The sequence below is a fragment of the Comamonas serinivorans genome (assembly GCF_002158865.1).
In the GTDB taxonomy this organism is placed as follows: domain Bacteria; phylum Pseudomonadota; class Gammaproteobacteria; order Burkholderiales; family Burkholderiaceae_C; genus Comamonas_E; species Comamonas_E serinivorans.
This window is the reverse complement of record NZ_CP021455.1, coordinates 959,533-985,257: the sequence shown is the minus strand read 5'-3', so window position 1 is coordinate 985,257 and position 25,725 is coordinate 959,533. Positions and strand designations below refer to the sequence as shown.

The following is a 25,725-nucleotide window of genomic DNA, read 5'->3' as shown; positions in this document are numbered from 1 at the left end:
TTTGTCGCCCGGGCGTCATTTACAGCAGATCGACGCGATCAATTGATCCGCATGCAATCGAACGATTTGGCAGTATGACTGCGTGGCCGTTATCTTTTCAACGGCAATCGGCAGATACTGCCAATGAAGCTTGAACGACTTGGTGACAGCGGCGTGTCAGCACCGCACCCCGTGCTGCCAGCCTGCTGCTGCACACGATGGCCAAAGCCTGGTCAGGCTCACGCCGGATTCAGCGGCACGCCGTCGGCATCGCAAGCCAGCACACGCAGGTCGTTGTCGCGCGCAAAGTTCATCACGAAGTCCCAGGCCATGGGCTCGTAGTGCTTGAGCTTGTGGTTGACGATGACGCTCTTGGTGCCGGCACAGGTGGTGGGCACGCACCACGGCGAATAGCCGATGCGTCGGCCGCCGGCTCGGCTGGCGGGGTGGAATTCGCTCATGACCCCTGCCAGTCGCTCTGCCCAATCACTTGGCCGAAAGGTCTTGCCCGAGGCGGTGACGCCTTGAATCAAGACGAAATCGGAAATGGGTTGGTCCATGGATGCAGGAGGCTCACAAAAGGCACGCACCTGTCTGGTGCATGCTTGACAACACGCGCTTTTGACGCAACGCGCATTCTAGTGGATGGGTGAAAACCCGGGCCAGTGCCGCATCGCTGTGTTGCTCAATCTGCATGAAAGCGGTCATCCCGGCGCCACCATCGCCGCCTAGAATGCATGCACGGGCCCGCTGTCGGGCTCGTGCTTTTTTCAGGAGCCCCCATGTCCCCCGCTGACCCCATGTCCCCCCACGTGATGAACACCTACGGTCGTCTGCCCATCGCTCTGGCACGCGGCGTGGGGTGCCGAGTCTGGGACACCGAGGGTCGCGAATACCTCGACGGGCTGGGCGGCATCGCGGTGAACACCCTGGGCCACGCCCACCCCAAATTGGTCCCGGCCCTGCAGGAGCAGGTCGCCACGCTGATCCACACCAGCAACTACTACCACGTCACCGGCCAGGAAGTGCTGGCCAAGAAGCTGACCGCGCTCAGCGGGCTGACGAACGCCTTCTTCTGCAACTCGGGCCTGGAAGCCAACGAAGCCGCCATCAAGATGGCGCGCAAGTTCGGTCATGACAAAGGCATCGCCAACCCGCAGATCGTGGTGTACGAGCACGCCTTCCATGGCCGCTCGCTGGCCACGCTCAGCGCGGGCGGCAACTTCAAGATCCAGCAAGGGTTCGGCCCGCTGGTCGACGGCTTCATCCGCGTGCCGCTCAACGACATCGAAGCGCTGAAGCGCGCCACCACAGGCAACCCCAACGTGGTGGCGGTGATGTTCGAGACCATCCAGGGCGAAGGCGGCATCCACCCCATGCGCGTGGACTACCTGCAGCAGGTGCGCCAGCTGTGCGACGCCAACGACTGGCTGATGATGATCGACGAGGTGCAGTGCGGCATCGGCCGCACCGGCAAGTGGTTCGCCTTCGAATGGGCCGGCATCGTGCCCGACGTGGTGCAGCTCGCCAAGGGCCTGGGCTCGGGCGTGCCCATCGGGGCCGTGCTGGCCGGCACCCGCGCCGCCACCATCTTCCAGCCCGGCAACCATGGCACCACCTTTGGCGGCAACCCGCTGGCCATGCGCGCAGGCATCGAAACCCTGACCATCATGGAAGACGACGGCCTGCTGCAGCATGCCGCCGAGATGGGCACCTACCTCATGGGCCGGCTGCGCACCGCCTTCGAAGGCCGCCCCGGCGTCGTCGACGTGCGCGGCCAGGGCCTGATGATCGGCATGGAGCTGGCGAAACCCTGTGGCGAGCTGCTGCAGCGCTTCCTGCAAGCCGGGCTGCTGGTCAGCATCACGGCCGACAAGGTCGTGCGCATCCTGCCGCCGCTCATCATCACGCATGCCGAGGTCGATGAACTCATCGACAAACTGGTTCCGGTGGTCAACACCTTTCTGGATGAACAAGGCTGAGCCATGAGCACGCACGCTGCCCCCCTCCAGCATTACCTGCAATTTGCCGACCTGACGGCCGACGACTACGCCTACCTGCTGGCCCGCGCGGCCTTCATCAAGCGCAAGTTCAAGGCCTACGACAAGCACCACACGCTGAGCGACCGCACGCTGGCCATGATCTTCGAGAAGGCCAGCACCCGCACGCGCGTGAGCTTCGAGGCGGGCATGTACCAGCTCGGCGGCGCTGTCGTGCACCTGACCAGCACCGACAGCCAGCTGGGCCGCTCCGAGCCCATCGAGGACACGGCGCGCGTCATCAGTCGCATGACCGACCTGGTCATGATCCGCACCTTCGAGCAGGCGCGCATCCAGCGCTTTGCCGAGTACTCGCGCGTGCCCGTCATCAACGGCCTGACCAACGAGTTCCACCCCTGCCAGATCCTGGCGGACATCTTCACCTTCACCGAGCACCGCGGCTCCATCGCAGGCAAAGTCGTGGCCTGGGTGGGCGACGGCAACAACATGGCCAACACCTGGCTGCAGGCGGCCGACCTGCTGGGCTTCACCGTGCACGTGGCCACGCCCAGCGGTTACGAGGTGGACGAGAAGCTCGCCTTTGGCGATCACCAGCCGCGCGCCGGCTGCTACAAGCTGTTCCAGGACCCGCTGCAGGCCTGCCAGGGCGCCGACCTCGTCACCACCGACGTGTGGACCAGCATGGGCTACGAAGAGGAAAACGAGGCCCGCAAGAAGGCCTTTGCCGACTGGTGCGTGGACAGCGAGATGATGGCCGCCGCCAAGCCCGACGCCCTCTTCATGCACTGCCTGCCCGCCCACCGCGGCGAGGAGGTGACGGCCGAGGTCATCGACGGTCCGCAGTCCGTGGTCTGGGACGAAGCCGAAAACCGCATGCACGCGCAAAAGGCGTTGATGGAGTTCCTGCTGATCGGCCGCCAGGCCATGTGACGCACGGCAGACCCGTCGCAGCACACCGGCCTGCCGCAGGGCCGGGCCGCGGCGTCGGACCAAGACAGAACGGGCCGCGCTGCCGCGGCCGCCCGATCATCGCCCTCGCCGTGCAGCCTTGGCGACGGGTTGCACAATTCATCATGCAGTATCGGTCTTTTGTCGTTGAGTCAACAGCGCAATCCAGCCGATACTGCCATTTCATTCATCGCCGCACAGCGGTCCTGCGGCATGGGGCACCCAGGCCGTCCAGCCAGGGTCTGTGCCCTGAGTGCTTGCCGCTCGCACCTTCGCCCCACCACCACGCTGCATTTGCCCGCCCCGGACACCCGCCCCGGACACCCGCCCTGGACGCCCGCACGGTGCCGGTACACGGGCGGCTCCTCCCTTTCGGCGTCCCAGCAACGCGAGGGAAGGGCGACCGCACGGTGCCCGCTGCCCCAGCCAAGCCCACGGCCATGACGGGCTATCAGGACATCCTGACCGACCCCAGCTACTGCCAGCAACTGGTCATGCCCCTCACGCGTGCCCCTCTCCACCCTGGACGCCGCGGCCCGCATCGCCCTGGCGTCAAACCCCTATTGTGAAATTTAAATTTCATTTTTATGATTTCAATTCGTCAAAATTGATGAGGCGGTGCTGCTCCGGCCTGCCTCCCTTCTGCCATGCACGCCTGTTCCAACTCCCCCTCCCCCTCCCCCTCCCCCGCTGCGCGCACAGGCGGCCAGATCCTGGTCGACCAGCTGCGCATCCATGGCATTCGCCATGTGTTCTGCGTGCCCGGTGAAAGCTACCTGGCCGTGCTGGATGCCCTGCACGACGCCGACCTCGAGGTGACCGTCTGCCGCCAGGAAGGCGGCGCCATGATGATGGCCGAGGCCCACGGCAAGCTCACGGGCCAGCCCGCGGCCTGCTTCGTCACCCGCGGCCCCGGGGCCACCAACGCCACGCCGGGCATCCACATCGCCACGCACGACGCCACACCGGTGCTGGTCTTCGTGGGCCAGGTCGAACGCGGTGTGCGCGAGCGCGGCGCCCTGCAGGAGTTGGACTACCGCGCGGCCTTTGGCCACATCGCCAAGTGGGTGACCGAGATCGACGACGCCGGCCGCATCCCCGAGGTGGTCTCACGCGCCGTGCACACGGCCACCTCAGGCCGGCCGGGGCCGGTGCTGATTGCCCTGCCTGAAGACATGCTGGTGGAGCGCGCCGACTGCGCCGACGCCCGGCCCGTGCGCGAGGTGGCTGCCCATCCCGGCGCCGACCAGGTGGCCGAGGCGCGCGACCTGCTCGCCCGCGCCGAGCGGCCGCTGGTGGTGCTGGGCGGCTCGCGCTGGGACGCCGACGCCGTGGCGCAGTTCGCCCGCTGGGCCGAGGCCTCGAACCTGCCGGTGACGGTGTCGTTGCGCCGCCAGATGCTGTTTCCCACGGCGAACACCGCCTTCGTCGGCGACCTGGGCTTCGGTCCCAACCTACAGCTGGTCGAGCAGGTCAAGCGCGCGGACCTGGTGCTGCTGATCGGCAGCCGCATGTCCGAAACGCCCAGCCAGGGCTACACGCTGCTCGACATCCCGGTGCCGCAGCAGACGCTGATTCACGTCTACCCCGATGCCGCCGAAATCGGCCGCGTCTACGCGCCCACGCTGGGCATCTGCGCCACGCCGGCCGCGTTCGTCCAGGCCCTGGGCGAGCCCCTGCCCGCTGCGGCATCGCGCACGGCCTATGCCCACGGGCTGCGCGACATCTACGAGGCCTGGAGCAGCACCGAGGGCATCACCACGCCGGGCGAGCTGCAGATGGCCCAGGTCATGGACCACCTGAACCAGGTGCTGCCGGCCGATGCCATCGTCTGCAACGGCGCGGGCAACTACGCCACCTGGGTGCACCGCTTCTACCGCTTCAACGGCTATGGCACGCAGCTGGCCCCCACCTCGGGCTCGATGGGCTATGGCGTGCCCGCGGCCGTGGGGGCGCAGCGCGTGTTCCCCGACAAGACCGTGGTGGCCTTCGCGGGCGATGGCTGCTTCCTCATGAACGGCCAGGAGTTCGCCACCGCCGTGCAGTATGGGCTGCCCATCGTGGTCATCGTGGTGGACAACGGCATGTACGGCACCATCCGCATGCACCAGGAGCGCGAGTACCCGGGCCGCGTCAGCGCCACCGCCTTGCGCAACCCCGATTTCGCCGCCTATGCGCGGGCCTTTGGCGGCCATGGCGAGCGCGTGGAGCGCACCGAGGACTTCGCCCCGGCCTTCGCACGCGCCCGTGCGTCGGGCCTGCCGGCCATCGTGCACTGCGTGATCGACCCCGAAGCCATCAGCCCGGCCTTCACGCTCACGCAGGTGCGCGACGCCGCCGTGGCCGCAGGCCGGGGCCGCGGGTGAGTGGGCGTGGCCAATGGTGTGGGGCGGCTGGAGCCCATGCCACGCTGGGCTTGGGTGACCACAAGGAAATCGACGGCCAGAAGGCGCGCATCGAGGGCAACACCCAGCCGTTCGTCAAAGGCCTGTCGGCCAACTACATGCTGCTGACGGGAGCGCTGCGCGCGTCGACCCTGCTGCGCTGCGAGGAAGCGTCCCCTGGATGCCACCGACGGGCCCGCCACGTCCATCGGGGTGTCGATGGCGCATGGCGTCGATCCACACCGGGTCCGGGCCGCGTCGCTTCGTTCACGGACTCAAGCCCCCCGATCCTGGACCTCAGCCCGGGCTTGAGGCCGCATTGCGGTCGATGACGTCCGCAGTGTTGGCCCACTCGGCGCCGGGTTCGCACCTGGGCGTGTGGTCGGCATCGCGTGCGCCTGGGCGGGTCAAGGGGTCCAGCTGCCAGGGCATGACCCGATGCGGGCGCCCGTGATCGGCGAAGGCGCGCGAGAATCAGGCGAGTATGGCCATGCTTTCGTTTGCCTTCAAACGGGCATGGCGCCATACCCTCAGATCATTCAACGACCCGAGAACTGGGCAATCTGCTGCAGCGCCGGCACCTGCAGCGGCACCAGCCGGGTGCAGGCCAGCAGCTCTTTGGCGATGGCGGCCACGGTGTCGTCGTCAAAGTCAGCCGTGTAGCCGGTGACGGCCAGGCAGCCCAGGGCAGTCTTGTCCCAGGCCTGGAAGTTGGCGGCGATGGCGCTCAGCCCGTCGTAGAACTCGTCGCGCACCAGCACGTAGCCGCGGCTCGCGGCCAGCGCCAGGTCGGCCTCGACCTCGGCCCGCGTGGTGAGGGTTTTTGCGGTGCGGGCCACGTAAGGCGGCGCGCCCAGCAGGGCCTCGCGCCGGGCCGGGTCACTCGCCAGCAGCAGCGCCTTGCCGGGCCCCGAGGCGTGCAGCGGGCCGTGCAGCCAGGTGGCGTAATAGGGGTTCAGCGAACTGCCCGCCTGCATCACGTCGACCGCCACGCGCTCGCCGCCGATGTAGGCCACGAGCACCACCGATTGCTGGATCTTGTTGGCCAGCGCCCGCACCAGCGGGTCGGCCTGGCGGCGCAGCTCTTCCAGCGGGTGCTTGAGCGGCAGCGGCCGCAGCGTGGACGGCGAGGCCAGGTAGTGCTTGCCGTCCCCCACGCGGATGACGCGCTGGGCCTCTTCGAGCGAACGCAGCAGGCGCAAGGTGGTGCTCTGGTCCAGCTGGACGCCGGCCGCCAGCTCGGCCAGCGTCATGGGGTGGCCCGCCGCGATCAGGGCGTCGAGGATGGCCAAGCCCCGCAGCAAGGTGCCGGCCAGGCCCTTGCCCTTGCCCTTGCCCTCGGCGGCGTCCAGTACGCCGATCGGCACGCCAGTCGGCACGCTGTCGCGCGGTGCGGCGTCGGGCGAGGCGCCCTGCGCGTCGCGCGCGGGATCGAGGCCAGGGGACGGGGTCTTGCGGGTTCTGGGCATGGACGGTGGGTGAGGAATCGGTCAGCAAGGCGCAGCCTGGAACGGGCAAGACCAGCCGCAATCGAGGCAGTATGGGGCCACTTCCGTTGTATTTCGAACGGCAATACACCCATACCCCATCAAATCAAAGCATTGCCTGCTCGGCAGCGCGGCACCGCGCCGATGGCGTTGGCCGGCAGCGCCGGGCCTTCGCACGAGCCGGCCAATCCGGCTGGCCACGGGCCCACAGCCGGGCGATGCTTGCCCAGGCCGACGCCCGCTGCGGCCCACGCGTCAACGGCTTGCCGGCGCGGGCGCCAGGCGGCGTCAGAGTTTAGCGAACTTGCGCAGGGCTTCCGTGAAGCTCAGGCCCTTGCGGATCTCGTCGCTGGCCTGCCGGTCCTGGCGTTCGAGCTCGCTGGCCAGACGCGCCACCTCGGCTGCCCGGGCCAGCGGCACCACCACCAGGCCGCTGGCATCGCCCACGACGATGTCGCCCGCCTGCACCGCCATGCCGTCGATTTTCACGGTGGTGTTGATCTCGATGACCTTGACCCGCGTCTTGCCCGACAGCGGCACGACGTGGCGGGAAAACACCGGGAAGCCCAGCTCGGTGATCTCGTCGGCATCGCGCACGCCGCCATCCACCACCAGGCCGGCCGTGCCGTTCTGCACCGCCGCCACCGAAGCCACGCCGCCCCAGGTCGACACCTGCTGGCCGCCGTTGTCGATCACGACCACGTCCAGCGGCTGGCACAGGTCGACCACGGCGCCCAGGCCGAATTCCGAGGCCAGGTAGGCGTGCTGCGCCCCCGTGACCTCTTTGACCGTGAGCGCCGCCCCCACGAAGCGCATGCCCGGCGCCACCGGACGCAGGTTGAGCCCGATGCCGCCAATGCCCAGGTCGTCCAGCACGTTGCCGATGGTGCTGGTGGCCAGGCCCTGAAAGGCTGCGATGAGTTCGGCGGACGTCGCCGGCCGGGTGCCGTAGGTGATGGCCAAGGTGTGCCTCGTGGGGTCCAAATGAAGGCGTTTAACATATCAAAAAGAAATAATAATTTCAATGGATGAATCATTAATTGGATTTTTGAGGGCTGTGCGCTAAGGTTCGCGCCCACCACCCGGCGGCCCGCGCTGGCTCTGCACACCCACAAGGAGACAAGACATGGATTGCACGCGACGCACCGTGCTGAAACAGGCCGGCGCCGGCACGCTGGCCGCCCTGGCCCCGGCAGCCTGGGCCAACACCGCCTGGCCGCGCAAGTCGGTGCGGGTCATCGTGCCCTTCACGCCTGGCGGCTCGACGGACATCGCGGCGCGCCTGGCGGCCGACGGCATGGCCCGCGCGCTGGGCCAGCCCTTCGTGGTCGACAACCGCCCGGGCGCAGGCGGCAACCTGGGGCTGGAGGCCCTGGCGCGCGCCGAAGCCGACGGCTACACGCTGGGCATCCTGACCACGGCCCACCCCATCAACGGCTGGCTGTACGCCAAGCCGGGCTATGACCTGAAGGCCAGCTTCTCGCCGATCGGCTTCCTGCAGGAAGGGCCCATCATGCTGGTGGCCCACCCCAGCCTGCCCGTGAACTCGGTGGCCGAACTGATCGCCTACGCCAAGGCCAACCCCAACAAACTGAACTTCTCCAGCTCGGGCAAAGGCAACTCCACCCACATGGCGGGCGAGCTGTTCTGCCACCGCGCGGGCGTGCGGATCACGCACGTGCCGTACAAGGGCAGCGCCCCCGCCATCGCAGACACGGTGGCCGGCGTGTGCGAGTTGAGCTTCGACACCATGATCTCGGCCCTGCCGCACGTGAAGGCCGGCAAGCTCAAGGCCCTGGCCGTGACCACGGCCCAACGCTCACCCATGACGCCCAACGTGCCCAGCCTGGCCGAAACACTGCCCGGCTACCAGGTGTCGGCCTGGAACGGCATCGTGGCACCCGCGGGCACCCCGCGCCCGGTCATCGCGCAGCTGCACGCCGCCCTGACGGAGGCGCTGGCCGCGCCGACCGTGGTCAAGCGCTTCGAAGACATGGGCGTGAGCAGCCGACCCATGGCACCCGAGGCCTTCCAGCGTTTCATCCTTCAAGAGGCCGAGATGTGGGGCAAGACGGTTCAGGCCGCCCACATCACCCTGGACTGACCGGACACGCCAACACCATGCCTCACCCACACCACCCGGTGCGAATGCGCACGCGCCGCGCCACCTTGGCTGTGTTGGCCCTGGCCACGCTGGGCCTGGGCGCCGCACCCAGCCACGCCCAGGATCGCACCGATGCCACCGCCTACCCGAACAAACCCATCACGCTGCTGGTGCCGTATGCGGCTGGCGGACCCACCGACCTGGTGGCGCGTCAGCTGGCACACGGCCTGAGCACACTCTGGGGCCAGGCCGTGGTGGTGGACAACCGCGTTGGCGCCAGCGGCCTCGTGGCGCTGACGGCCTTGTCACGGGCACCAGCCGACGGCTACACGCTGGGCGTCATGGCCTCGCCGGTGACGGCGATTGCGCCGCTCACGCAGCCCCACTTCCGCCTGGATGTGGTGAAGGACTTCACCGCCGTGTCGGCCGTGGTGGACTACGCGCTGGTGCTGCTGGCCGGGCCGCAAACGCCCGCCAAAACGCTGAAAGACCTGGTGGATCACGCCAGGCAGAACCCCCATGCCGTCACCTATGGCTCGTCGGGCGTTGGCGGCACCAACCACCTGGCGGGCGAGCTGTTCTCGCGCGCCGCCAACGCACCCATGATGCACGTGCCCTACAAAGGCAACGCGCCTGCGATCAACGACGTGATGGCCGGCCAGGTGAGCTTCGTGTTCGCCCAGACCGACAGCGCCATCGGCCTGGTCAACAGCGGCAAGCTCAGGGCCTTGGCCATCACCTCGCCCCAGCGGCATCCGGCCCTGCCCCAGGTGCCGACCATGGCGGAAAGCGGCTACCGCGGCATCGACGTCAATGGCTGGACCGGCGTCATGGGCCCGGGCAAGCTGCCACCGCAGGTGCTCAAGCAGCTGGAGGCCGGCATCGCCGCCGTCAAGCAAACGCCCGAGTTCAGGCAGAAGATGGACGCGCTGGGCTTCATGCTCACCGACACCTCGGCCAGCGCCTTCGGCCAACGCATGCGACAGGAGCGCGACTTCTGGCAGGCCAAGATCACGCAAGCCCAGATTCCACTGCAATGAACCTGAATCACCTGTTGTCGGTCGCCGATTTCGAACGCAGCGCCCAAGCCCTGCTGCCCCGTTCCGTTTTTGGCTACGTGAACGGCGGCACCGAAGATGGCCTGACGCTGGCAGCGAATCGCGAGGCTTTTCGCCACGTGCAGTTTCGGCCCAAGGGCCTGGCGGGCGTGGCACAGCGTTCGCAGTCGGTCACGCTGTGGGGCCAGACCTGGCGTCAACCTTTCGGCATTGCCCCCATGGGCGTGACGGCCATGTGCCGGCACCGCTGCGAGCAGCACCTGGCGCAGGCTGCGGCCGAAGCGGGCATCCCCTTCGTGCTGAGCGGCTTCTCCACCCTGCCCATGGAGCAGCTGCGCGACGCCGGCCTGCCCTTCTGGTACCAGGGCTACATCCCCGGCGACCAGGCCGTGCTGGCGCCCTTGATGCAAAGGTTGCGAACAAGCGGCGTGGAGGTGCTGGTCGTCACCATCGACACGCCCATTGGCGCCAACCGCGAGAACAACCAGCGCAACGGCTTCACCATCCCCTTCCAGTTCAGCAACGGCCTGTTCTGGGATGGGGTGCGCCACCCCCGCTGGTCGGCCAACGTGTTTGCACGCACCCTGCTCACCGACCGCGCGATTCCGCGCTTCTGCAACGCGGTGGCCGACACGCACGGCTGGCGCATCACCGAAGAGCCCCAGGGCGGCCTGCGCCAGGGCCGCGACAAACTGGACTGGCGTCACATGGCCTGGATGCGCGAGCAATGGCCGGGCCGCATCGTGCTCAAGGGTGTGGCGCACCCGGCCGACGCCGAACGGGCGCACCGGCTGGGGCTGGACGGCGTCATCGTGTCCAACCACGGCGGGCGCCAGCTCGACGGCGCGCAGGCCTCGCTGGACGCCTTGCCCAGCGTGGTCGCCGCCGTGCCGCGCGACTTCCCCGTGATGATCGACGGCGGCTTCCGCCGCGGCAGCGACATCCTCAAGGCCATGGCCCTGGGCGCGCGCCTGGTGTTTCTGGGCCGGCCCATGCTGTACGGCGCTGCCGTCGCGGGTCAGGCCGGGGTGGCGCGCGTGATCGACATCCTGGGGGCGGAGATCGACCGCAACCTCGGCCTGCTGGGCTGCCGCGACGTGAATGCGCTGGATGGCGAATTCATCGTGCGGTCAGGACCTGCGCCCCGTTGACCAGCTATTGAAGATCATCCATGAGTATGGGCCCATTGCCGTTCAATGTTGAACGGCAATGGGCCCATACTGCTTGACATTTAACCTTCCCTCACCCCAGTGGCATGGACGGGGCCGCGAGGCGTGAGCCCGTGCTGGCGGCACGCGCGCCGATCGGGCTGGGTCAGGCCGAAGCCTCACTCGCCCAGGTAGGCCGCGCGCACCTTCTCGTCGTTGAGCAGGTCCTTGCCCGTGCCCGTCATGGTGATGAGGCCCGATTCCATGACGTAGCCGCGGTCGGCGATGGCCAGCGCACGGCTGGCGTTCTGCTCCACGAGCACGATGGTCGTGCCCTGGGCATGAACCTGGGCCACCACCTCGAAGATCTTGTCGACCATGATGGGCGACAGCCCCATGGATGGCTCGTCGAGCAGCAGCACCTTGGGCCGGCTCAGCAGCGCGCGCCCCATGGCCAGCATCTGCTGTTCGCCGCCCGACATCGTGCCGGCCAGCTGATCCTTGCGCTCGCGCAGGCGCGGGAAGGTGGTGAACACGCGCTCGATGTCGGCCGCGATCTCGGCCTTGTCGCGCCGTGTGTAGGCGCCCATGAGCAGGTTTTCGGTGATGCTCATGCGCGTGAACACGCCGCGTCCCTCGGGCACCATGGCCAGGCCCTGGCGCACCAGGTCCCACGGGCCCTGGCCGCTGATGGGCTTGCCCAGGTACAGCACCTCGCCGCCCTTGAGCGGCAGACCGCCCGTGATGGCTTTCATGGTGGTGGTTTTGCCAGCGCCGTTGGAGCCGATGAGCGAGACCAGCTCGCCCTCGTGCACCTCGAAGTCGATGCCCTTGACGGCTTCGATGCCGCCGTAGGCCACGCGCAGCTGTTTCGCTTGCAACAGGGTGGGCGCCATCTCAATGTCCTCCGGTGCCCAAGTAGGCTTCAATGACTTTCTCGTCGCGCTGCACCTGCGCCGGCGTGCCGGCCGCAATGACCTTGCCGTAGTCCAGCACGGTCACGCGGTCGCACAGGCCCATCACGAGCTTCACGTCGTGCTCGATGAGCAGCACGCTCTTGCCATCGGCGCGGATGCGGTCGATGAGGCCGCGCAGCATGACCTTCTCGGTCGCGTTCATGCCGGCGGCCGGCTCGTCCAGCGCCAGCAGGTGCGGCTCGGTGGCCAGCGCCCGGGCGATCTCCAGCCGCCGCTGGTCGCCGTACGAGAGCGTGCGCGCCTTGTAAGGCGCGAACTTGCCGATGCCGACGTAGTCCAGCAAGGCCTGCGCGCGCTCAGCAATCGCGCGCTCTTCGGCCTTGAACCCCGGGGTGCGGAAGATGGCGCCGAACAGGCCCGAGTGGGTGCGCACGTGGCGCCCGACCATCACGTTCTCGAGCGCCGTCATGTCTGCGAACAGGCGGATGTTCTGGAACGTGCGCGCGATGCCGGCCTGCGCCACCTGGTGCACGGCGGCAGGCTCGTAGGCCTTGCCGCCCAGCTCGAAACGGCCGCTGTCGGGCGTGTACAGGCCGGTGATGACGTTGAAGAACGTGGTCTTGCCGGCGCCGTTGGGGCCAATGAGGCCATAAATTTGGCCACGCTGGATCTGCAGGCTCACGTCGGAGAGGGCCTGCAGGCCGCCAAAGCGCTTGGACGCGCCCTGCACCTGAAGGATGGTGTCTGCTGTGCTCATGACGGACTCCTTCAGGGGTTGATGGCGGACTGGCGCACGCCGGTGCTGCCCGGCGCCGCATCGGCCGGAAAGTCCACGCCGGGCGGGTTGTCCTGGGCCGACACCGGCATGGTGCCGGCCGCATCGGGCTGGGCCGATTGGCCGTGCTCGGGCGAGGGCCACAGGCCGCGCGGGCGCATCAGCATGATGACGATCATGGCCAGGCCGATCAGCAACTGGCGCAGGATGGCGGCGTCGATGCGGCCATCGGTCATGGCCTGCAAAGGACCCGCGACATGGCGCAGCACCTCGGGCAAAGCCGCCAGCAGCAAAGCCCCGGTGACCACGCCCGGCAGGTGACCCAGACCGCCCAGCACCACCATGGCGACGATCATGATGGACTCCATGAGGCTGAACGACTCCGGTGACACAAACTGCTGGAACGACGCGAACAGCGCGCCTGACACCCCGCCGAACGACGCCCCCATGCCAAAGGCCAGCAGCTTGAGGTTGCGCGTGTTCAGGCCCATGGCCTTGGCGGCGATTTCGTCTTCGCGGATGGCCATCCAGGCACGGCCGATGCGCGAGTCCTGCAGGCGCGCGCAGATGCCGATGGTGATGAGCACCAGCGCCAGGAACAGGAAGTAGTAGAGCGTGACCGAGGCGATCTCGAAGCCGCCGATGGTCAGCGAACGCGCCAGGTCGACGCCGAAGACGTGCACGGAGTCGATGTCGCTGATGCCTTTGGGACCGTTGGTGATGTTGTAAGGCTGGTCCAGGTTGTTCATGAAGATGCGGATGATCTCGCCAAAACCCAGCGTCACGATGGCCAGGTAGTCGCCCCGCAGCTTGAGCGTGGGCGCGCCCAGCAGCATGCCCACGATGGCCGCGACGAGCAGCGCCAGCGGAATCACCAGCCAGAACGACAGGTGCAGGCCGTTCGGGAACATGGCGGCGATGGCCGGAAAGTTCTGCGTCAAGTGGGGCGAGGCCAGCAACCCGAACAGGTAGGCGCCCACGGCAAAGAACGCCACGTAGCCCAGGTCAAGCAGGCCGGCGTAGCCGACCACGATGTTCAGGCCCAATGCCAGCATCACGTAAAGCAGCGCCAGGTCGATGATGCGCACCCACGAGTTGCCGAACATCTGCAGCACGAAGGGCAGCACGATGAGGGCGATGGCGCCGGCGATCACCCAGGCGGTTTTCTTGGGATCGGTTTTCACGGTGGTCATGCGGGCCTCCTCACGCACGATCGGCCACACGCTCACCCAGCAGGCCCGAGGGGCGCAGCGTGAGGATGATGATGAGCACGACGAAGGCGAAGATGTCGGTGTAGTTGCTGCCCAGCACGCCGCCGGTCAGGTCACCGATGTAGCCCGAGCCGATGGACTCGATCAGGCCCAGCAACAGGCCGCCGATCACCGCGCCGCCGAGGTTGCCAATGCCGCCGAACACGGCGGCCGTGAAGGCTTTGAGGCCCGGCAGGAAACCCATGGTGTGGTAGACGGTGCCGTAGTTCATGGCCAGCATGACGCCGGCAATCACCGCCAGCACGGCACCGATGATGAAGGTGGCGGAAATCACCATGTCCGGCCGCACACCCATGAGGCCGGCCACGCGCGGGTTCTCGGCCGTGGCGCGCATGGCGCGGCCCATGCGCGTGAAGTTGACCAGCCACATGAGGATGGCCAGGGACACCGCCGTCACCCCCAGCACCATGATCTGCGTGGGTGTGATGAAGGCGCCGCCAATTTGGTAGGGCTCGGTGGGCAGCAGCGACGGAAAGGACTTGTAGCTGGGACGCCAGATCATCATGGCGATGGCCTGCAGCAGGATGGACACCCCGATGGCCGTGATGAGCGGCGCCAGCCGCGGGCTGTTGCGCAGCGGCCGGTAGGCCACCTTCTCGATCACGAAATTGAGCACCGCGGCCACCAGGCACGCGATCAGCGTCGCCAGGATGAGGATGGCCCAGCCGGGCGCGCCTGGCATGCTCTCCTGCATCAGCCCGACCACGGACCAGCTCGTCAGCGCCCCCACCATCAGCACTTCGCCATGCGCAAAATTGATCAGCTGGATGATGCCGTACACCATGGTGTAGCCCAGCGCGATCAGCGCATACATGCTGCCCAGCACCAACCCGTTGATGATCTGCTGAAGCAAGATATCCATGTTCACCTCAATTCACTGCCAGCCACTCAAGGCGTCTGTCGGACCGCGTTCACCGGCTGGGGCCCCGTCGCTCGGTGAGCGAGGGCGGCCAACCCAGCCAGCAACGGTGCTCGCCGGATCGATGGTGATCATCGACGCCCCAAGCCCGACACACGCCAAGGCGGGAAACCGCTTGTCGTCTTGATGGGCGCGGCAGACCGAGGCTGCGCGCCGCTCCCTGAATCCAGGACCATTGAAAAAGGCCACGTCTGAGGTGGCCTTGCCGTCCGGCATGGTCCGCCTGACCGCCTCAGTTCATGGGCGTCTTGGTGTTGCCCGGGTAGTTGTAGAGGGTGATGGGCGCATCCTTCAGGTCGTGGCGCTCGTCGAACACGATCTTGGCGGTCGAGCCCGCAAAGTCGGACTTCTCGAGCACAGGCATGTAGACCTTGGGATCGACCGAGTTGGCGCGCTTCATGGCATCGGCCAGCAGCATGGTGGCGTCGTACACGTACGGGCCGTAGAGCTTGTACTGGCCAGGGTACTTGGCGTTGTAGCGCTTGAGCCAGTCTTCGCCCTTGGGCATCTTGGCCAGCGAGGCACCGCCTTCGGCACAGACCACCGAGGCCAGCGACTTCGCGTTGGCGGACAGCTTGGGCAGTTCGTTGGTGCACGAGCCGTCGCCGCTGAAGAACTTGACGTTGCTCATGCCCAGCTGATCCAGCTGGCGCAGCATGGGGCCAGCCTGGGCGTCCATGCCGCCGTACATGATGCCGTCGGGTGCCTTGGACTTGATGGCCGTGAGGATGGCCATGAAATCGGTGGCCTTGTCGGTGGTGAACTGGTCGCTCACGACCTGCAGGCCCAGCTTCTGCGCCTCGCGCTTGAACACGGCGGCCACGCCTTGCCCATAGGCCGTGCGGTCATCGACCACGGCAACCTTCTTCAGCTTGAGGGTTTCAGCCGCGTACTTGGCCAAGCCGGCGCCCAGGGCCTCGTCGTTGGCGATGATGCGGAACACGTGCTTGCGCCCCAGCTTGGTGAGCTCGGGGTTGGTGGCCGCGCCCGTCACCATGGGAATGCCGCACTGGTCGTAGATCTTGGACGCCGGAATCGTGGTGCCCGAGTTCAGGTGACCGACCACGCCGGCGACCTTGGCGTCGCACAGCTTCTGCGCCACGGCCGTGCCCTGCTTGGGATCGGCGGCATCGTCTTCAGGCACCAGCTGCCACTTGATCTTCTTGCCCCCGATGGTGATGTTCTGCGCGTTGAGCTCGTCAATGGCCATTTGCGCGCCGTTCTGGTTGTCCTTGCCCAAGTGCGCCTGCGGGCCCGACAAAGGGGCCACGTGGCCAATCTTGACGACCTGCTCCTGGGCCTGCGCCACGCCCCCAGCCACCAGCAAGGCGGCTCCTGCCAACATCGACAACTTCAGCTGCATAGATTTCTCCGCAAAACAAAGAGACGCCAGTGCGTACACCAGCGCGCCGAGAAGGTAACGCAAGATTCAGGCCAGAAACAGCGGGTTCGCCCTGATGCCACGGGGCCGACATGCACCAAGGCGGGGCCGTCGCCGTGGCGTGTGCCGTCGCCGCCCATCACCCAGCCGCCCTTGGTAGGCCACCTGAAAACGCGCGTCGCCCCGGTTGGCAGTCGGCCCACTCCGGGCGACGAGATGTCGGCTGGCGAGCTGGCCGGCAAGCATCTGGGGCAGCGCCCCAAGCGGCACAGCGTGTGAGTTTCTGGCCAGACAGACCCGCGCCTGGATCCACGACCCGGTGCGCACCCGGCTGAGCGGTGCGCGGTGCGGCTGAACGACGCCCTCCGGCTCAGCGTGGCGGGCGCCCTGGCCTGAATGCACCGCAGTGGTGCAGCTCATTGCCGCATGCACCTGAATTGAACAGTATGGCGCCACACCCGATGGTTCAGAATCGGCCAGAAGACCATACTATCCAGTCATCAACCGCCAGCCCAGCGACAGGCCGGTCGATGAACCTGGTTCACGCGGGGTCGGCGAACACGGGCGCGCGTTTGTCCATGTTGGCCTTGACCGCCTCGGCCTGGTTGGCCGTCCCGATCAGGGCCTGCTGTTCGACCGACTCGGCCAGCAGCAGCTCGCCGGTGCTCACGCCCACATCTTCGCTGGCGTTCAGCAGGCGCTTGCCGGCGCGGATGGCATCGGGGTTCTTGCCCGCGATGGCGTGCGCCATGTCCAGCGCCGCGGCGACGGGGTCGGCCTCGACGCGCGTGGCCAGCCCCAGCGCCACCGCCTCGGTGCCCGAGACGATGCGGCCGGTGTAGGTCAGCTCGCGGGCCACGTCGTCCCGGCACAGCGAGCGCAGGCGCGGCATGCCGCCCATGTCCGGCACCAGGCCCCACTTGATTTCCATCACCGACAGCTTGGCATCCGCCGTCACCAGGCGGATGTCGGCGCCCAGGGCCACCTGCAGGCCGCCGCCGAAGGCCACACCATGCACGGCCGCGATGACGGGCACGGGCAGGCTGCGCCAGGCCACGGACACGTTCTGCGCCGCATTGGCCAGGCCATGCGTGCGCACGCTCAGGTCCTTGGCCGAGGTGGGCTCGCCGCCCTCTTTCATCTTGTGGAAGGACCCCATGTCCAGGCCGGCACAGAACGCCTTGCCCTGGCCGCTGATGACCACCGCGCGCAGGCTCTTGTCCTGGGCCAGCGACTCGGCCGCGGCGTTCAAGCCATTGAACATCTCGGGGTCGAGCGCGTTCATCTTGTCGGTGCGGACCAGCTGAACATGGGCCACGCCGCCGGGCAGGCGGTCAATCACGATGCGATCTGACATGGAAGTCTCCTGAAAAAGTCATGGGCCGCAGCCTGCGGCGTTCTGCCCCCAATGCTCGGGGCTGCACCGCCAGTTGTCAGCTTCCCAGGCGACGCCACCGGGCCCACTCGGCGCCCGCACGCCACGGCGTGGGGGCCTGGTGGACGTGGCTCAACACGTCATGCTGCCGGTCGTGGTCGAGGTGATGTCGCACAGCGACCATGGCCACACGCCCAGCTGGATGACGGTCGCCAGGCATTGGCCATCACCATCTGCCCCTGACGATGCGTTGATGCGGCATGACACCTGCGCCAGTGCAGCTGGCGGGGGAGCGGTCACCGCGAGCGCGCACTGGTCTTCAAAGGCCCGCAGCATCCGAGACGTCGCGGTGGTCGTCGGCCACCGGGATGCGGCAGGGGGTCGGCGGGCAATGCGGCGTGGCCGGGGCAGGCCCGTGTTCAGGCTACGATGCGGCCACGGCTCAGCCACCGGCTGCACTCTTTCTATCCAGTTCAGTCGGGTATGGTCTCATTTCCGTTGCTCATTGAACGGCAAAGGCACCATACCCATGACCACCATGCTTCATCACCCATCGACAAAGGCCCATTTGTGAAACGCTTGGAACACCGCGCCAGCTTTGGCGGCTGGCAACAGGTGTGGACGCACGCCTCCACCACCCTGAACTGCCCCATGAACCTGGGCCTGTACCTGCCGCCTGCAGCCCTGGCGGGCCAGGCTTGCCCGGTGCTGTATTGGCTGTCCGGCCTGACCTGCACCGAGCAGAACTTCATCACCAAGGCCGGCGCGCAGCAGTTCGCGGCCCAACACGGACTCATCCTGGTGGCGCCCGACACCAGCCCCCGCGGCGACGGCGTGGCCAACGACGCGGCCTACGACCTGGGCCAGGGCGCAGGCTTTTACCTGAACGCCACGCAGGCGCCCTGGGCGCCGCACTTCCGGATGGAAGACTACGTGGTGCACGAACTGCCACAGGTGGTGAGCGCTCTGCTGGCCGAGCAAGGCCACCAGGCCACGGCCAGGCGCGGCATCTTTGGCCATTCGATGGGCGGCCACGGCGCGCTGACGCTGGCCCTGCGCCACCCCGGCGTCTACCACAGCGTGTCGGCGTTCTCGCCCATCGTCGCGCCCAGCCAGGTGCCCTGGGGCGAAAAGGCGTTTGCCGCCTACCTGGGGGAAGACCGCAGCGCCTGGCTCGCGCACGATGCGGTGGCCCTGATCGCCAACGCCACTGAACGCCTGCCGCTGCTCGTCGATCAGGGCGATGCGGACGAGTTCCTGCAAGGCCAGCTCAAGCCCGAACTGCTGCAGGCGGCCTGCCAGCAGGCCGGCCATCCGCTGACCCTGCGCCTGCAGCCCGGCTATGACCACAGCTATTACTTCATCGCCAGCTTCATGGCCGAGCACATCGCGCACCACGCCGCGGCCCTGAACGCCTGAGCAACCCGGCGCCTGCGACACGGCCGCGTCCGCGCGTGGCCGCGCCAAGCCCGTGACCTGCGTCACCCGCACACAGGCCTGCGCGCCGTGGCGTCCCGCCCGCGCACGGCCGCTGCACGGATTCAGCAGTATCAGGTCATCCTCGCTGTCTTGACAACGGGGATGGCCACATACTCATTCAGATTCAAATTGAGCACCGAAACGCATGGGCCAGGCCGTGGCCGTCGCGCGCACCCGTTGGCCAGACATGGCCCTGCGCTGCGGCGGCTTGCGCAGTCGCTGAGGGTGCTGGGGGTGTTCACCCGGCCCATCCCACACGTCGGCCAGGCACAGGGACACCCGGCCTACAGCTCGCTGTGCGCCGGCAGGTGGAGTTCCCCCAGGCGCAGGCCGTGTGCCGCGCGCACGGCATTCGCCACCGCCCGGGCCACCGCCTCGCTGGCCATCAGCCCCAGCACCGTGGGGTGCACACGCGCCGCGCTGCGCCCCGTGGCGAGCGCAAACAGCGTGTCACCGTCGGTCTGGGTGTGGACCGGGTTGATGGTGCGCGCCAAGCCGTCGTGGGCGCTCATCGCCAGCCGTTTGGCCTGCGCCTTGTCCAGCACCATGTCGGTCGCCACCACCCCGATCGTGGTGTTGGTGCCCGGCAGCACGGCCTGCGGCACCTCGCCCGCCAGCAGCGACGCGGCCGTGTCGTGCAGACGGCGCCCATCGGCCGAACGCGCGCCGGCCAGCAACCGGTTGTCGACCGGGTCACGCACATCGCCCACGGCATTCACGGCGATCAGGGCGCCCACCGTCACGCCGGCCACGCTGACCGAAGCGGTGCCGATGCCGCCCCTCATCGCGCGCGCCATGCCCCACAGCTTGCCCACGCTGGCGCCGGCTGCCGCGCCCACGCAGCCTTGCGCGACGCGCAAGCCTGCGTTTTCGCAGGCCGCAAAACCGGCTTGCGCATCGGGCCGAATGCGGGCATCGCCCACATGCAGGTCAAACAACACCGCAGCGGGCACGATGGGCACGCGCGCCCCAGCTCCGACGGACAGGCCGTGGCCATGCGCATCCAGCCAGTGCATGACGCCCCCTGCCGCATCCAGCCCCCAGGCGCTGCCGCCCGTCAGCACGATCGCGTGCACGCGCTCCACCAGATTGCCCGGCGTCAACAGGTCGGTTTCGCGCGTGCCCGGCGCCGCTCCCCGCACATCCACGCCGGCCACGGCGCCCTCGGGGCACAGCACCACCGAGCAGCCCGTGGGCCGTCGCGTGTCGGTGAAATGGCCCACCGAAAGCCCCGCCACCTCGGTGAGGGAGCCGGCATGAAGGTCTGGTGTCTGCATGGTGACGCGGGTGTTGGGGTTCAAAGCCACCGATGCTAGCCGCGCAGCCGACGTCGTCCACGAAGCGTCCACCACGGTCAGCGAGCCCCCCGATCGCGCGTCCTCCCACGGTGCCGGCGTCCGCATGCCATGGGCTACAATCCGCCGCTTGCCTGGGAAGTGTGGCCGAGTGGTTTAAGGCAGCGGTCTTGAAAACCGCCGAGGGTTTGCGCCCTCCGTGAGTTCGAATCTCACCGCTTCCGCCAAATGAGCAATTAAATCAATGACTTGCAAATAGTTTTTTGATTTGTACCACATAAAAGCCCACATCAAGCAAACGCTGATGTGGGCTTTTTCTTTGCGTAGAGGGAAGCCAAGATCGGTGGCCAACTCGCTGGATGCCCCTGCTATCGTTCAGTGTGGAGCAGCCTGGACGCCAGATGCTCATGGATCAGCTCACGTCCAGTTGAAGTAAGCAAGGCTCACCTGCAGCCTCAGCTTCGACACCTCGCCAACTGGGCATTCCCCTTCACTCCGGCGCAACCTGCGCCCCCCAGTGCCGCCGCGAAGGCGCCCAGCGTGGGCACCGGTTTCACTTCAGCGGCCGTCACGCTCAACGCCAGCGTCACGCTGGCCGTCTACGCCGGTGTGGCCCCATCGCTGAGCACCACCACCACCACCGAGAACGATCCCGACTGCGTGGGCGTGCCCGATAGTCCGCATACCCATCTGATCGTGCGCGAACGCGACGACACCGGCAAAGACCTCGTCATCGCCGGCGACTACATCGCCGATGGTTTCCGCCATCGTGACCTGCTCGGTTTAGTCGAGACAGTTTTTCCTAGAAGGCGGCGGGTTGCGGTTCTTTGCGGAGTTCGAGTTTGAACTCTGCCGGGGTCAAGTATTGCAGGCTGCTGTGGGGACGAACCTCGTTGTAGTGATTGCGCCAGGCTTCGATCAGGGCAGCGGCTTCGCGGCGCGAACGGAACCACTCGATGGACAGACACTCGTCGCGGAACTTGCCGTTGAAGCTTTCGTCGGTGCCGTTCTGCCAGGGCTTGCCGGGATCGTTGAGCACGGTGGCAATGCCCGAGGCTGAGATCCACTCCAGGATCGCCTGGCTGACGAACTCGGGGCCATTGTCCGAGCGCATGAACAGTGGCGCCCCGTGCAGGCTGACCAGCCGCGACAGCACCTCGATCACGCGCTTGGAACGGATGGCCCCAGCCACGTCGATGGCCAGGCACTCCCGGGTGTATTCGTCCACCACGGTCAGGCACTTGATCTGCTGACCGCTGGCCGTGGTGTCGAAGACGAAGTCGTAGGCCCAGACCATGTTGGCCTTGAACGGCGTGTGGATGCGCGGGCGCAGCGAGGCGATGCGCTTGCGCGGCCGTTTCCGGGGCACCAGCAGGCCCGCCTGGCGCCACAGCCTGTGCGTGCGAGACCAACTCAGCTCGAAGCCCTTGCGACGCAGGAATACGCGAATGCGGCGATAGCCGTAGCGCGGATACATGGCCGACAGTTCCTTCATCGCCGCAAGCACCGGCGCCTCCTTGGCGGGCAAGCGCAACTCGTAACTGGGCGTGGCGCGTGACATGCCGATGAGCCCGCAGGCGCGGCGCAGACTCAAGCCACGTGCGCGCACGAAGGCCAGTTGCTCGCGCCGAGCCAACGGGCTCACCATTTTTTTGCGTTGATCTCCTTGAGAACCTCGAGGTCCAGATCTCGCTCGGCAAGAAGCTTCTTCAGCCGGCTGTTCTCAAGCTCCAGGGCCTTCAGACGCTTGACGTCGGCCGCTTCCATCTGGCCGAAGTGTTTGCGCCAGGCATAGATGGTGGCTTCGCTGACCTTGTGCTTCTTGGCGGCCTCGGCCACCGTCGTTCGATCTGCTTCGCGCAGGATCGTGACCATTTGCTCTTGTGAAAATCGACTCTTCTTCATGGGCTCCTCTTTGGGCGGGAGCCATCTTCCTAGAAATCAATGTCTCGGAGAAACCGGGCAGGTCAGGGCCAACGCGCTCGATGAGCACATCCACTCGGAGCAACGTTTGGTGACGGTCAGCCACCATGCAAATAGCGCTTGACCTTCCAGCCGTGGCAAGCATCAGACTTCAAGCACCTCAACCCAAAAGGAGTGTTCCATGCAATTCCATCTCGATGACATGACTTGCGGCGGTTGCGCCCGAACTGTAACGAAAACAATACAAACAATCGACCCGAACGCCAAGATCGTCACGGACCCGCCGACCCGCTGTGTTGAGGTCCAGACCTCGGCCTCGCAAGAGCAGATCGCCGCAGCACTGAGCGAAGCTGGTTTTCCGCCGCGCGCGCAGTAATGTTCCTTGCGGCCCGCGGCTCAACAGGCCGCGCACCGTATTTGAGCTGCCTTAAGGTATTGGCTGATGTTCATGGGAGGTCAGTAGCCCGTGCTGTCACCTTGGGCGGCTCCCGCGTCGTCCAGCACGCCCGCAGCCATCGCCGCGCTGCGCTAGCTTGGCTTGAAGGCGGCAATGGTCACCGGCGACGACGCGTGTACCAGGCATTGATGAGGTGGTGGCCGAAGTGCCTAAAGCCGTGCACCAGCTGAAGGCCGGCCACGAGATCGCCTGCGTGGGTGGCGGCCTGGCGCTGGTCGAAGCCGACGACCCTGATCCCGGAGCCGCAGGCGTGCGACACCCAGCCTACGACGTGTCCAGCGTTCGTGCTCGGCAATGCGTTGCTCCTGCGTCGCTTCCAGCTGCGCTGGCGGTGGAGTTCACTCATTGAGAAAGGAGAAACACCATGAACATCGGTGAAGCATCCAAGGCCTCGAAGATCTCGGCCAAGATGATCCGCTACTACGAGCAGATCGGCCTGACCCCACCAGCCGACCGTACCGATTCGGGCTACCGTACCTACTCCCAGCACGACGTCCACCGGCTGCACTTCATTCGGCGTGCGCGCGACCTAGGCTTCTCGGTGGCCAAGATCACAGACTTGCTGCAACTGTGGGACGACAAATCGCGCCAGAGCGCCGATGTCAAGAGCCTGACCCAGCAGCACTTGGCTGAGTTGGGCCAGCATATCGCGAACATGCTGAAAACGGCCGAAGTGCTCAAGGCGCTAATCCACTGCTGCGCGGGCGATGAACAATCCGACTGCCCGATCCTGTACACGCTGCAGCAGCCCGACACCAGTGCAAAGGAGCCCGAAGCGCGCACCGGCGCCGTGTCGCGGCGCACACATGCCAACGGAGCGGCGCAAAGCCACGTGCCTCGACGCCCTAGTGAGCCAAGCTAAACGTACCTGCCAGCGCATTAATCTGAGAGCGCTGCTGGACGACCGCATGGAGATCAACCATGCCTGCGACATGAGCTATTCAGCCGCGAGTTCAAGCTCGAGGCGGTCAAGCTGGTCGCCGAGCGTGGCGTGACCGTGGCCCAGGCGGCCAAGGACCTGGACGAAAACGGGATACGCACACTCACTCGCTGGGCGGATGCGGCATATGAACCGAGATAGTCCATGAAAGGAAAATCCATGGCGATACACGCCAGCGATGGCACTGACGCGACTTCGGAGAATCCCGTCATGCGTGCGTATCGCGAAGTCAGCGACAAGATGCACGCAGATATGACAATTGAGCTCACGGGGGACGCAAGCGTCGACTCATGCGCGGCATGATCCTGCACGATGAGGAAGTGGCTGGCTGACCGCCCCTGACTCTGAATACGTGTGCCCAAGGCCACCCTTTCGCAGGGTCACGTGAGCGAAGACGAAGTGCTCGAAGCTGCTGCAGTGACAGCAAGCGATGCGGGGGGCTGCGCGGACTGCTTGCCACATCCGCCCGATCAGACCGGACTTGGACGCACCGGATTGCGCGCCGCCTGCCACAGCAGGGGCACCAGGATCAGCGCCAGGGCCGGGAAGATCATCCAGTTGACCACCCGCCAGCCCGAGCTGTGCAGGATCGAGCCCGCAAGGAACGAGACGGCGGCCGTGGCGGCGAAGACGAAGAAGTCGTTCATGCCTTGCGCCTTGCTGCGCTCGGCGGGGCTGTGGCAGTCGGTCACCATCGCCGTGGCACCGATGAAGCCGAAGTTCCAGCCCATGCCCAACAGCGCCAGCGAGCCCCAGAAGTGAGACAGGCCCAACCCGCTCAGGGCCACCACTGCGGAGGCGGCAAGGAGCACCATGCCGGCGGCGATGACGCGCTCTTTTCCGTAGCGCACCATCAGCCGCCCGGTGAAGAGGCTCGGCCCGAACATCGCCAGCAGGTGCCACTGGATGCCCAGTGCGGCGCTGTCCACGGAATGGCCATGGTTGACCATCGCCACCGGCGCTGCGGTCATCACCAAGGCCATCGTGCCATAGGACACCACACCCGCGGCCACGGCCAGCAGGTAGCGCGGCATGGCCAGAAGCTGCAGCGCGGTCCGGCCGCCATCGGCAGCGGCTTCTGCCGGGGTCTGGCGCGGCGTGCGCAGCATCAGCAGGATCGGCAAGGCGATCAGCGGCAGCAGTGCCTGGCTGAGGAAGGCGCCGACATAGGGCGTGCCGGCCACCGTGTCACGCGTGAAGATCACCAACTGCGGTCCGATGATGGCACCGGCGAGGCCCCCCACCATGACCCAGGAAATGGCCTTCGCCTTGAGTGCCTGGTCGGTGGTATCGGCGGCTGCAAAACGGTAGCTCTGCACATAGGCCCCGTAGAAGCCTGCCAGGAAGGTTCCCACGCAAAAAATCCAGAATGAGGTCAGCAGGATCCCCAGCGCGGCGATCAGGCCCGAGGCCACGCCGAAGCCGACCCCGACCACGTAGCCGTTGCGCCGCCCATGGCGCCGCATGATGAAGGCGGCAGGCAAGGTGCCGAGGGCCAGCCCCAGGCTGAACAGGCTCACGGGCAGCGTGATCAGGGCGGGGTCCGTGGCCAGTCGTTGGCCGACCAATCCGCCCAGCGACATCACGATGGGCGCGCTGGCGCCGCCGAGCGCCTGCGCGGCAGTGAGAACGCCGATGTTTCGGCGCGTGGTGCTGGGGTCGGTCATGGGCGGTCTGATGGTGGACGGGTCTGGCCGGAACGGCTACACGCTGGCATGCGCGTTCACGGATTCGCTCCTGGGATGCTCGCAAGCCCTTGCAGGCGGCGCCATCCCCGGAAACCCCTCGTTGGCAGAGCCTTGCCGCCGTGCCGATGCGAGCAGGAGCCCTTTCGGCCGGGTCAGTGGCTCCATGCGCCCCTCGACGCTGGCCGCATGCTCACGGG

General features: G+C 66.9%; 22 protein-coding genes, 1 tRNA gene and 1 pseudogene. 12 read left to right on the top strand and 12 right to left on the bottom strand.

Annotated elements, in window-relative coordinates:
- Positions 1-218: 218 nt before the first annotated feature.
- Positions 219-539: a DUF3579 domain-containing protein gene (locus tag CCO03_RS04130; RefSeq protein ID WP_087277620.1), complete on the bottom strand. Its 321-nt coding sequence runs from the start codon at positions 537-539 to the stop codon at positions 219-221.
- Between the two features lie 222 nt (positions 540-761).
- On the opposite strand from CCO03_RS04130, the gene CCO03_RS04125 reads away from it, so the two are divergent.
- From CCO03_RS04125 to CCO03_RS04115, 3 genes are all read left to right on the top strand, one after another.
- Complete coding sequence (locus tag CCO03_RS04125) at positions 762-1,961, top strand: aspartate aminotransferase family protein (protein WP_087277617.1); 1,200 nt, start codon at positions 762-764, stop codon at positions 1,959-1,961.
- A gap of 3 nt (positions 1,962-1,964) precedes the next feature.
- The gene (argF, locus tag CCO03_RS04120) at positions 1,965-2,909 is read left to right on the top strand and encodes an ornithine carbamoyltransferase (protein ID WP_087277615.1); all 945 of its coding nucleotides are present in this window, start codon (positions 1,965-1,967) and stop codon (positions 2,907-2,909) included.
- 665 nt (positions 2,910-3,574) lie between these two features.
- Positions 3,575-5,293, top strand: coding sequence for a thiamine pyrophosphate-binding protein (locus tag CCO03_RS04115; protein WP_087277612.1), 1,719 nt, complete (start codon positions 3,575-3,577; stop codon positions 5,291-5,293).
- A gap of 557 nt (positions 5,294-5,850) precedes the next feature.
- Here the strand turns inward: CCO03_RS04115 and CCO03_RS04110 are convergent.
- A complete protein-coding gene (locus tag CCO03_RS04110; protein WP_087277609.1) occupies positions 5,851-6,780 on the bottom strand; it encodes an IclR family transcriptional regulator in 930 nt (309 codons plus the stop codon).
- Positions 6,781-7,086: 306 nt separating this feature from the next.
- Positions 7,087-7,761, bottom strand: coding sequence for an RraA family protein (locus CCO03_RS04105; protein ID WP_157667488.1), 675 nt, complete (start codon positions 7,759-7,761; stop codon positions 7,087-7,089).
- 163 nt (positions 7,762-7,924) lie between these two features.
- Between CCO03_RS04105 and CCO03_RS04100 the strand changes: the two genes are divergently transcribed.
- Genes CCO03_RS04100 through CCO03_RS04090 form a run of 3 tightly spaced genes read left to right on the top strand, consistent with a single transcriptional unit; the run spans position 7,925 to position 11,111 of the window.
- Positions 7,925-8,902: a tripartite tricarboxylate transporter substrate binding protein gene (locus CCO03_RS04100; protein WP_087277603.1), complete on the top strand. Its 978-nt coding sequence runs from the start codon at positions 7,925-7,927 to the stop codon at positions 8,900-8,902.
- 17 nt (positions 8,903-8,919) lie between these two features.
- Positions 8,920-9,942, top strand: coding sequence for a Bug family tripartite tricarboxylate transporter substrate binding protein (locus CCO03_RS04095; RefSeq protein ID WP_087277600.1), 1,023 nt, complete (start codon positions 8,920-8,922; stop codon positions 9,940-9,942).
- The gene (locus tag CCO03_RS04090; protein ID WP_087277598.1) at positions 9,939-11,111 is read left to right on the top strand and encodes an alpha-hydroxy acid oxidase; all 1,173 of its coding nucleotides are present in this window, start codon (positions 9,939-9,941) and stop codon (positions 11,109-11,111) included. The genes CCO03_RS04095 and CCO03_RS04090 overlap by 4 nt, the downstream gene beginning before the upstream one ends.
- A gap of 176 nt (positions 11,112-11,287) precedes the next feature.
- Here the strand turns inward: CCO03_RS04090 and CCO03_RS04085 are convergent, their stop codons facing one another.
- The 6 genes from CCO03_RS04085 to CCO03_RS04060 all read right to left on the bottom strand — a co-directional run bounded on the left by CCO03_RS04085 (position 11,288) and on the right by CCO03_RS04060 (position 17,728).
- On the bottom strand, positions 11,288-12,004 hold the full coding sequence (locus tag CCO03_RS04085) for an ABC transporter ATP-binding protein (protein WP_087277595.1): 717 nt from the start codon (positions 12,002-12,004) through the stop codon (positions 11,288-11,290).
- Between the two features lies 1 nt (position 12,005).
- A complete protein-coding gene (locus CCO03_RS04080; protein ID WP_087277592.1) occupies positions 12,006-12,782 on the bottom strand; it encodes an ABC transporter ATP-binding protein in 777 nt (258 codons plus the stop codon).
- 11 nt (positions 12,783-12,793) lie between these two features.
- Positions 12,794-13,993, bottom strand: coding sequence for an ABC transporter permease subunit (locus CCO03_RS04075; RefSeq protein ID WP_087284141.1), 1,200 nt, complete (start codon positions 13,991-13,993; stop codon positions 12,794-12,796).
- Positions 13,994-14,003: 10 nt separating this feature from the next.
- Complete coding sequence (locus CCO03_RS04070) at positions 14,004-14,933, bottom strand: branched-chain amino acid ABC transporter permease (protein ID WP_087284138.1); 930 nt, start codon at positions 14,931-14,933, stop codon at positions 14,004-14,006.
- Positions 14,934-15,222: 289 nt separating this feature from the next.
- Positions 15,223-16,353: a branched-chain amino acid ABC transporter substrate-binding protein gene (locus tag CCO03_RS04065; protein WP_087277589.1), complete on the bottom strand. Its 1,131-nt coding sequence runs from the start codon at positions 16,351-16,353 to the stop codon at positions 15,223-15,225.
- A gap of 559 nt (positions 16,354-16,912) precedes the next feature.
- Positions 16,913-17,728: a crotonase/enoyl-CoA hydratase family protein gene (locus CCO03_RS04060; RefSeq protein ID WP_087277584.1), complete on the bottom strand. Its 816-nt coding sequence runs from the start codon at positions 17,726-17,728 to the stop codon at positions 16,913-16,915.
- A gap of 588 nt (positions 17,729-18,316) precedes the next feature.
- Between CCO03_RS04060 and fghA the strand changes: the two genes are divergently transcribed.
- The gene (fghA, locus tag CCO03_RS04050; RefSeq protein ID WP_087277578.1) at positions 18,317-19,165 is read left to right on the top strand and encodes an S-formylglutathione hydrolase; all 849 of its coding nucleotides are present in this window, start codon (positions 18,317-18,319) and stop codon (positions 19,163-19,165) included.
- A gap of 344 nt (positions 19,166-19,509) precedes the next feature.
- On the opposite strand, the gene CCO03_RS04045 is transcribed toward fghA, so the two are convergent.
- On the bottom strand, positions 19,510-20,502 hold the full coding sequence (locus CCO03_RS04045; RefSeq protein ID WP_087284135.1) for a P1 family peptidase: 993 nt from the start codon (positions 20,500-20,502) through the stop codon (positions 19,510-19,512).
- A 155-nt stretch (positions 20,503-20,657) separates the two neighbouring features.
- On the opposite strand from CCO03_RS04045, the gene CCO03_RS04040 reads away from it, so the two are divergent.
- Positions 20,658-20,747, top strand: a tRNA-Ser gene (locus tag CCO03_RS04040).
- 313 nt (positions 20,748-21,060) lie between these two features.
- The gene (locus CCO03_RS04035) at positions 21,061-21,366 is read left to right on the top strand and encodes a hypothetical protein (RefSeq protein WP_087277575.1); all 306 of its coding nucleotides are present in this window, start codon (positions 21,061-21,063) and stop codon (positions 21,364-21,366) included.
- Here CCO03_RS04035 and CCO03_RS04030 read toward each other — a convergent pair.
- Positions 21,323-22,425 (bottom strand): IS3 family transposase gene (locus CCO03_RS04030; protein ID WP_087277572.1). Its coding sequence is split into 2 segments (ribosomal slippage): positions 21,323-22,167 and positions 22,167-22,425, totalling 1,104 coding nucleotides; the frame shifts between segments, so codons are not numbered across the junction. The two genes, CCO03_RS04035 and CCO03_RS04030, sit on opposite strands and share 44 nt — an antisense overlap.
- Before the next feature lie 199 nt (positions 22,426-22,624).
- Between CCO03_RS04030 and CCO03_RS04025 the strand changes: the two genes are divergently transcribed.
- From CCO03_RS04025 to CCO03_RS04015, 3 genes and pseudogenes are all read left to right on the top strand, one after another.
- Positions 22,625-22,819 carry a heavy-metal-associated domain-containing protein gene (locus tag CCO03_RS04025; protein WP_087277569.1) on the top strand — a complete coding sequence of 65 codons (195 nt, stop codon included), beginning with the start codon at positions 22,625-22,627 and terminating at the stop codon, positions 22,817-22,819.
- 445 nt (positions 22,820-23,264) lie between these two features.
- Positions 23,265-23,762: a Cu(I)-responsive transcriptional regulator gene (gene cueR / locus CCO03_RS04020; protein ID WP_087277566.1), complete on the top strand. Its 498-nt coding sequence runs from the start codon at positions 23,265-23,267 to the stop codon at positions 23,760-23,762.
- Positions 23,763-23,825: 63 nt separating this feature from the next.
- Positions 23,826-23,951: pseudogene (locus CCO03_RS04015) on the top strand (transposase); the annotation flags it as partial.
- Between the two features lie 359 nt (positions 23,952-24,310).
- On the opposite strand, the gene CCO03_RS04010 reads toward CCO03_RS04015, so the two are convergent.
- A complete protein-coding gene (locus CCO03_RS04010; protein ID WP_087277563.1) occupies positions 24,311-25,507 on the bottom strand; it encodes an MFS transporter in 1,197 nt (398 codons plus the stop codon).
- Between the last annotated feature and the right edge of the window lie 218 nt (positions 25,508-25,725).

Bases quoted from the DNA above. Each gene is read 5' to 3' on its own strand.
- CCO03_RS04090 (WP_087277598.1), top strand. From the start codon at position 9,939: ATGAACCTGAATCACCTGTTGTCGGTCGCCGATTTCGAACGCAGCGCC.
- CCO03_RS04025 (WP_087277569.1), top strand. From the start codon at position 22,625: ATGCAATTCCATCTCGATGACATGACTTGCGGCGGTTGCGCCCGAACT.
- CCO03_RS04085 (WP_087277595.1), bottom strand. From the start codon at position 12,004: ATGGCGCCCACCCTGTTGCAAGCGAAACAGCTGCGCGTGGCCTACGGC.
- CCO03_RS04110 (WP_087277609.1), bottom strand. From the start codon at position 6,780: ATGCCCAGAACCCGCAAGACCCCGTCCCCTGGCCTCGATCCCGCGCGC.
- CCO03_RS04095 (WP_087277600.1), top strand. From the start codon at position 8,920: ATGCCTCACCCACACCACCCGGTGCGAATGCGCACGCGCCGCGCCACC.
- argF (WP_087277615.1), top strand. From the start codon at position 1,965: ATGAGCACGCACGCTGCCCCCCTCCAGCATTACCTGCAATTTGCCGAC.
- CCO03_RS04065 (WP_087277589.1), bottom strand. From the start codon at position 16,353: ATGCAGCTGAAGTTGTCGATGTTGGCAGGAGCCGCCTTGCTGGTGGCT.
- CCO03_RS04080 (WP_087277592.1), bottom strand. From the start codon at position 12,782: ATGAGCACAGCAGACACCATCCTTCAGGTGCAGGGCGCGTCCAAGCGC.
- CCO03_RS04070 (WP_087284138.1), bottom strand. From the start codon at position 14,933: ATGGATATCTTGCTTCAGCAGATCATCAACGGGTTGGTGCTGGGCAGC.
- CCO03_RS04010 (WP_087277563.1), bottom strand. From the start codon at position 25,507: ATGACCGACCCCAGCACCACGCGCCGAAACATCGGCGTTCTCACTGCC.
- CCO03_RS04045 (WP_087284135.1), bottom strand. From the start codon at position 20,502: ATGCAGACACCAGACCTTCATGCCGGCTCCCTCACCGAGGTGGCGGGG.
- CCO03_RS04130 (WP_087277620.1), bottom strand. From the start codon at position 539: ATGGACCAACCCATTTCCGATTTCGTCTTGATTCAAGGCGTCACCGCC.
- cueR (WP_087277566.1), top strand. From the start codon at position 23,265: ATGAACATCGGTGAAGCATCCAAGGCCTCGAAGATCTCGGCCAAGATG.
- CCO03_RS04060 (WP_087277584.1), bottom strand. From the start codon at position 17,728: ATGTCAGATCGCATCGTGATTGACCGCCTGCCCGGCGGCGTGGCCCAT.
- CCO03_RS04100 (WP_087277603.1), top strand. From the start codon at position 7,925: ATGGATTGCACGCGACGCACCGTGCTGAAACAGGCCGGCGCCGGCACG.
- CCO03_RS04125 (WP_087277617.1), top strand. From the start codon at position 762: ATGTCCCCCGCTGACCCCATGTCCCCCCACGTGATGAACACCTACGGT.
- CCO03_RS04075 (WP_087284141.1), bottom strand. From the start codon at position 13,993: ATGACCACCGTGAAAACCGATCCCAAGAAAACCGCCTGGGTGATCGCC.
- CCO03_RS04115 (WP_087277612.1), top strand. From the start codon at position 3,575: ATGCACGCCTGTTCCAACTCCCCCTCCCCCTCCCCCTCCCCCGCTGCG.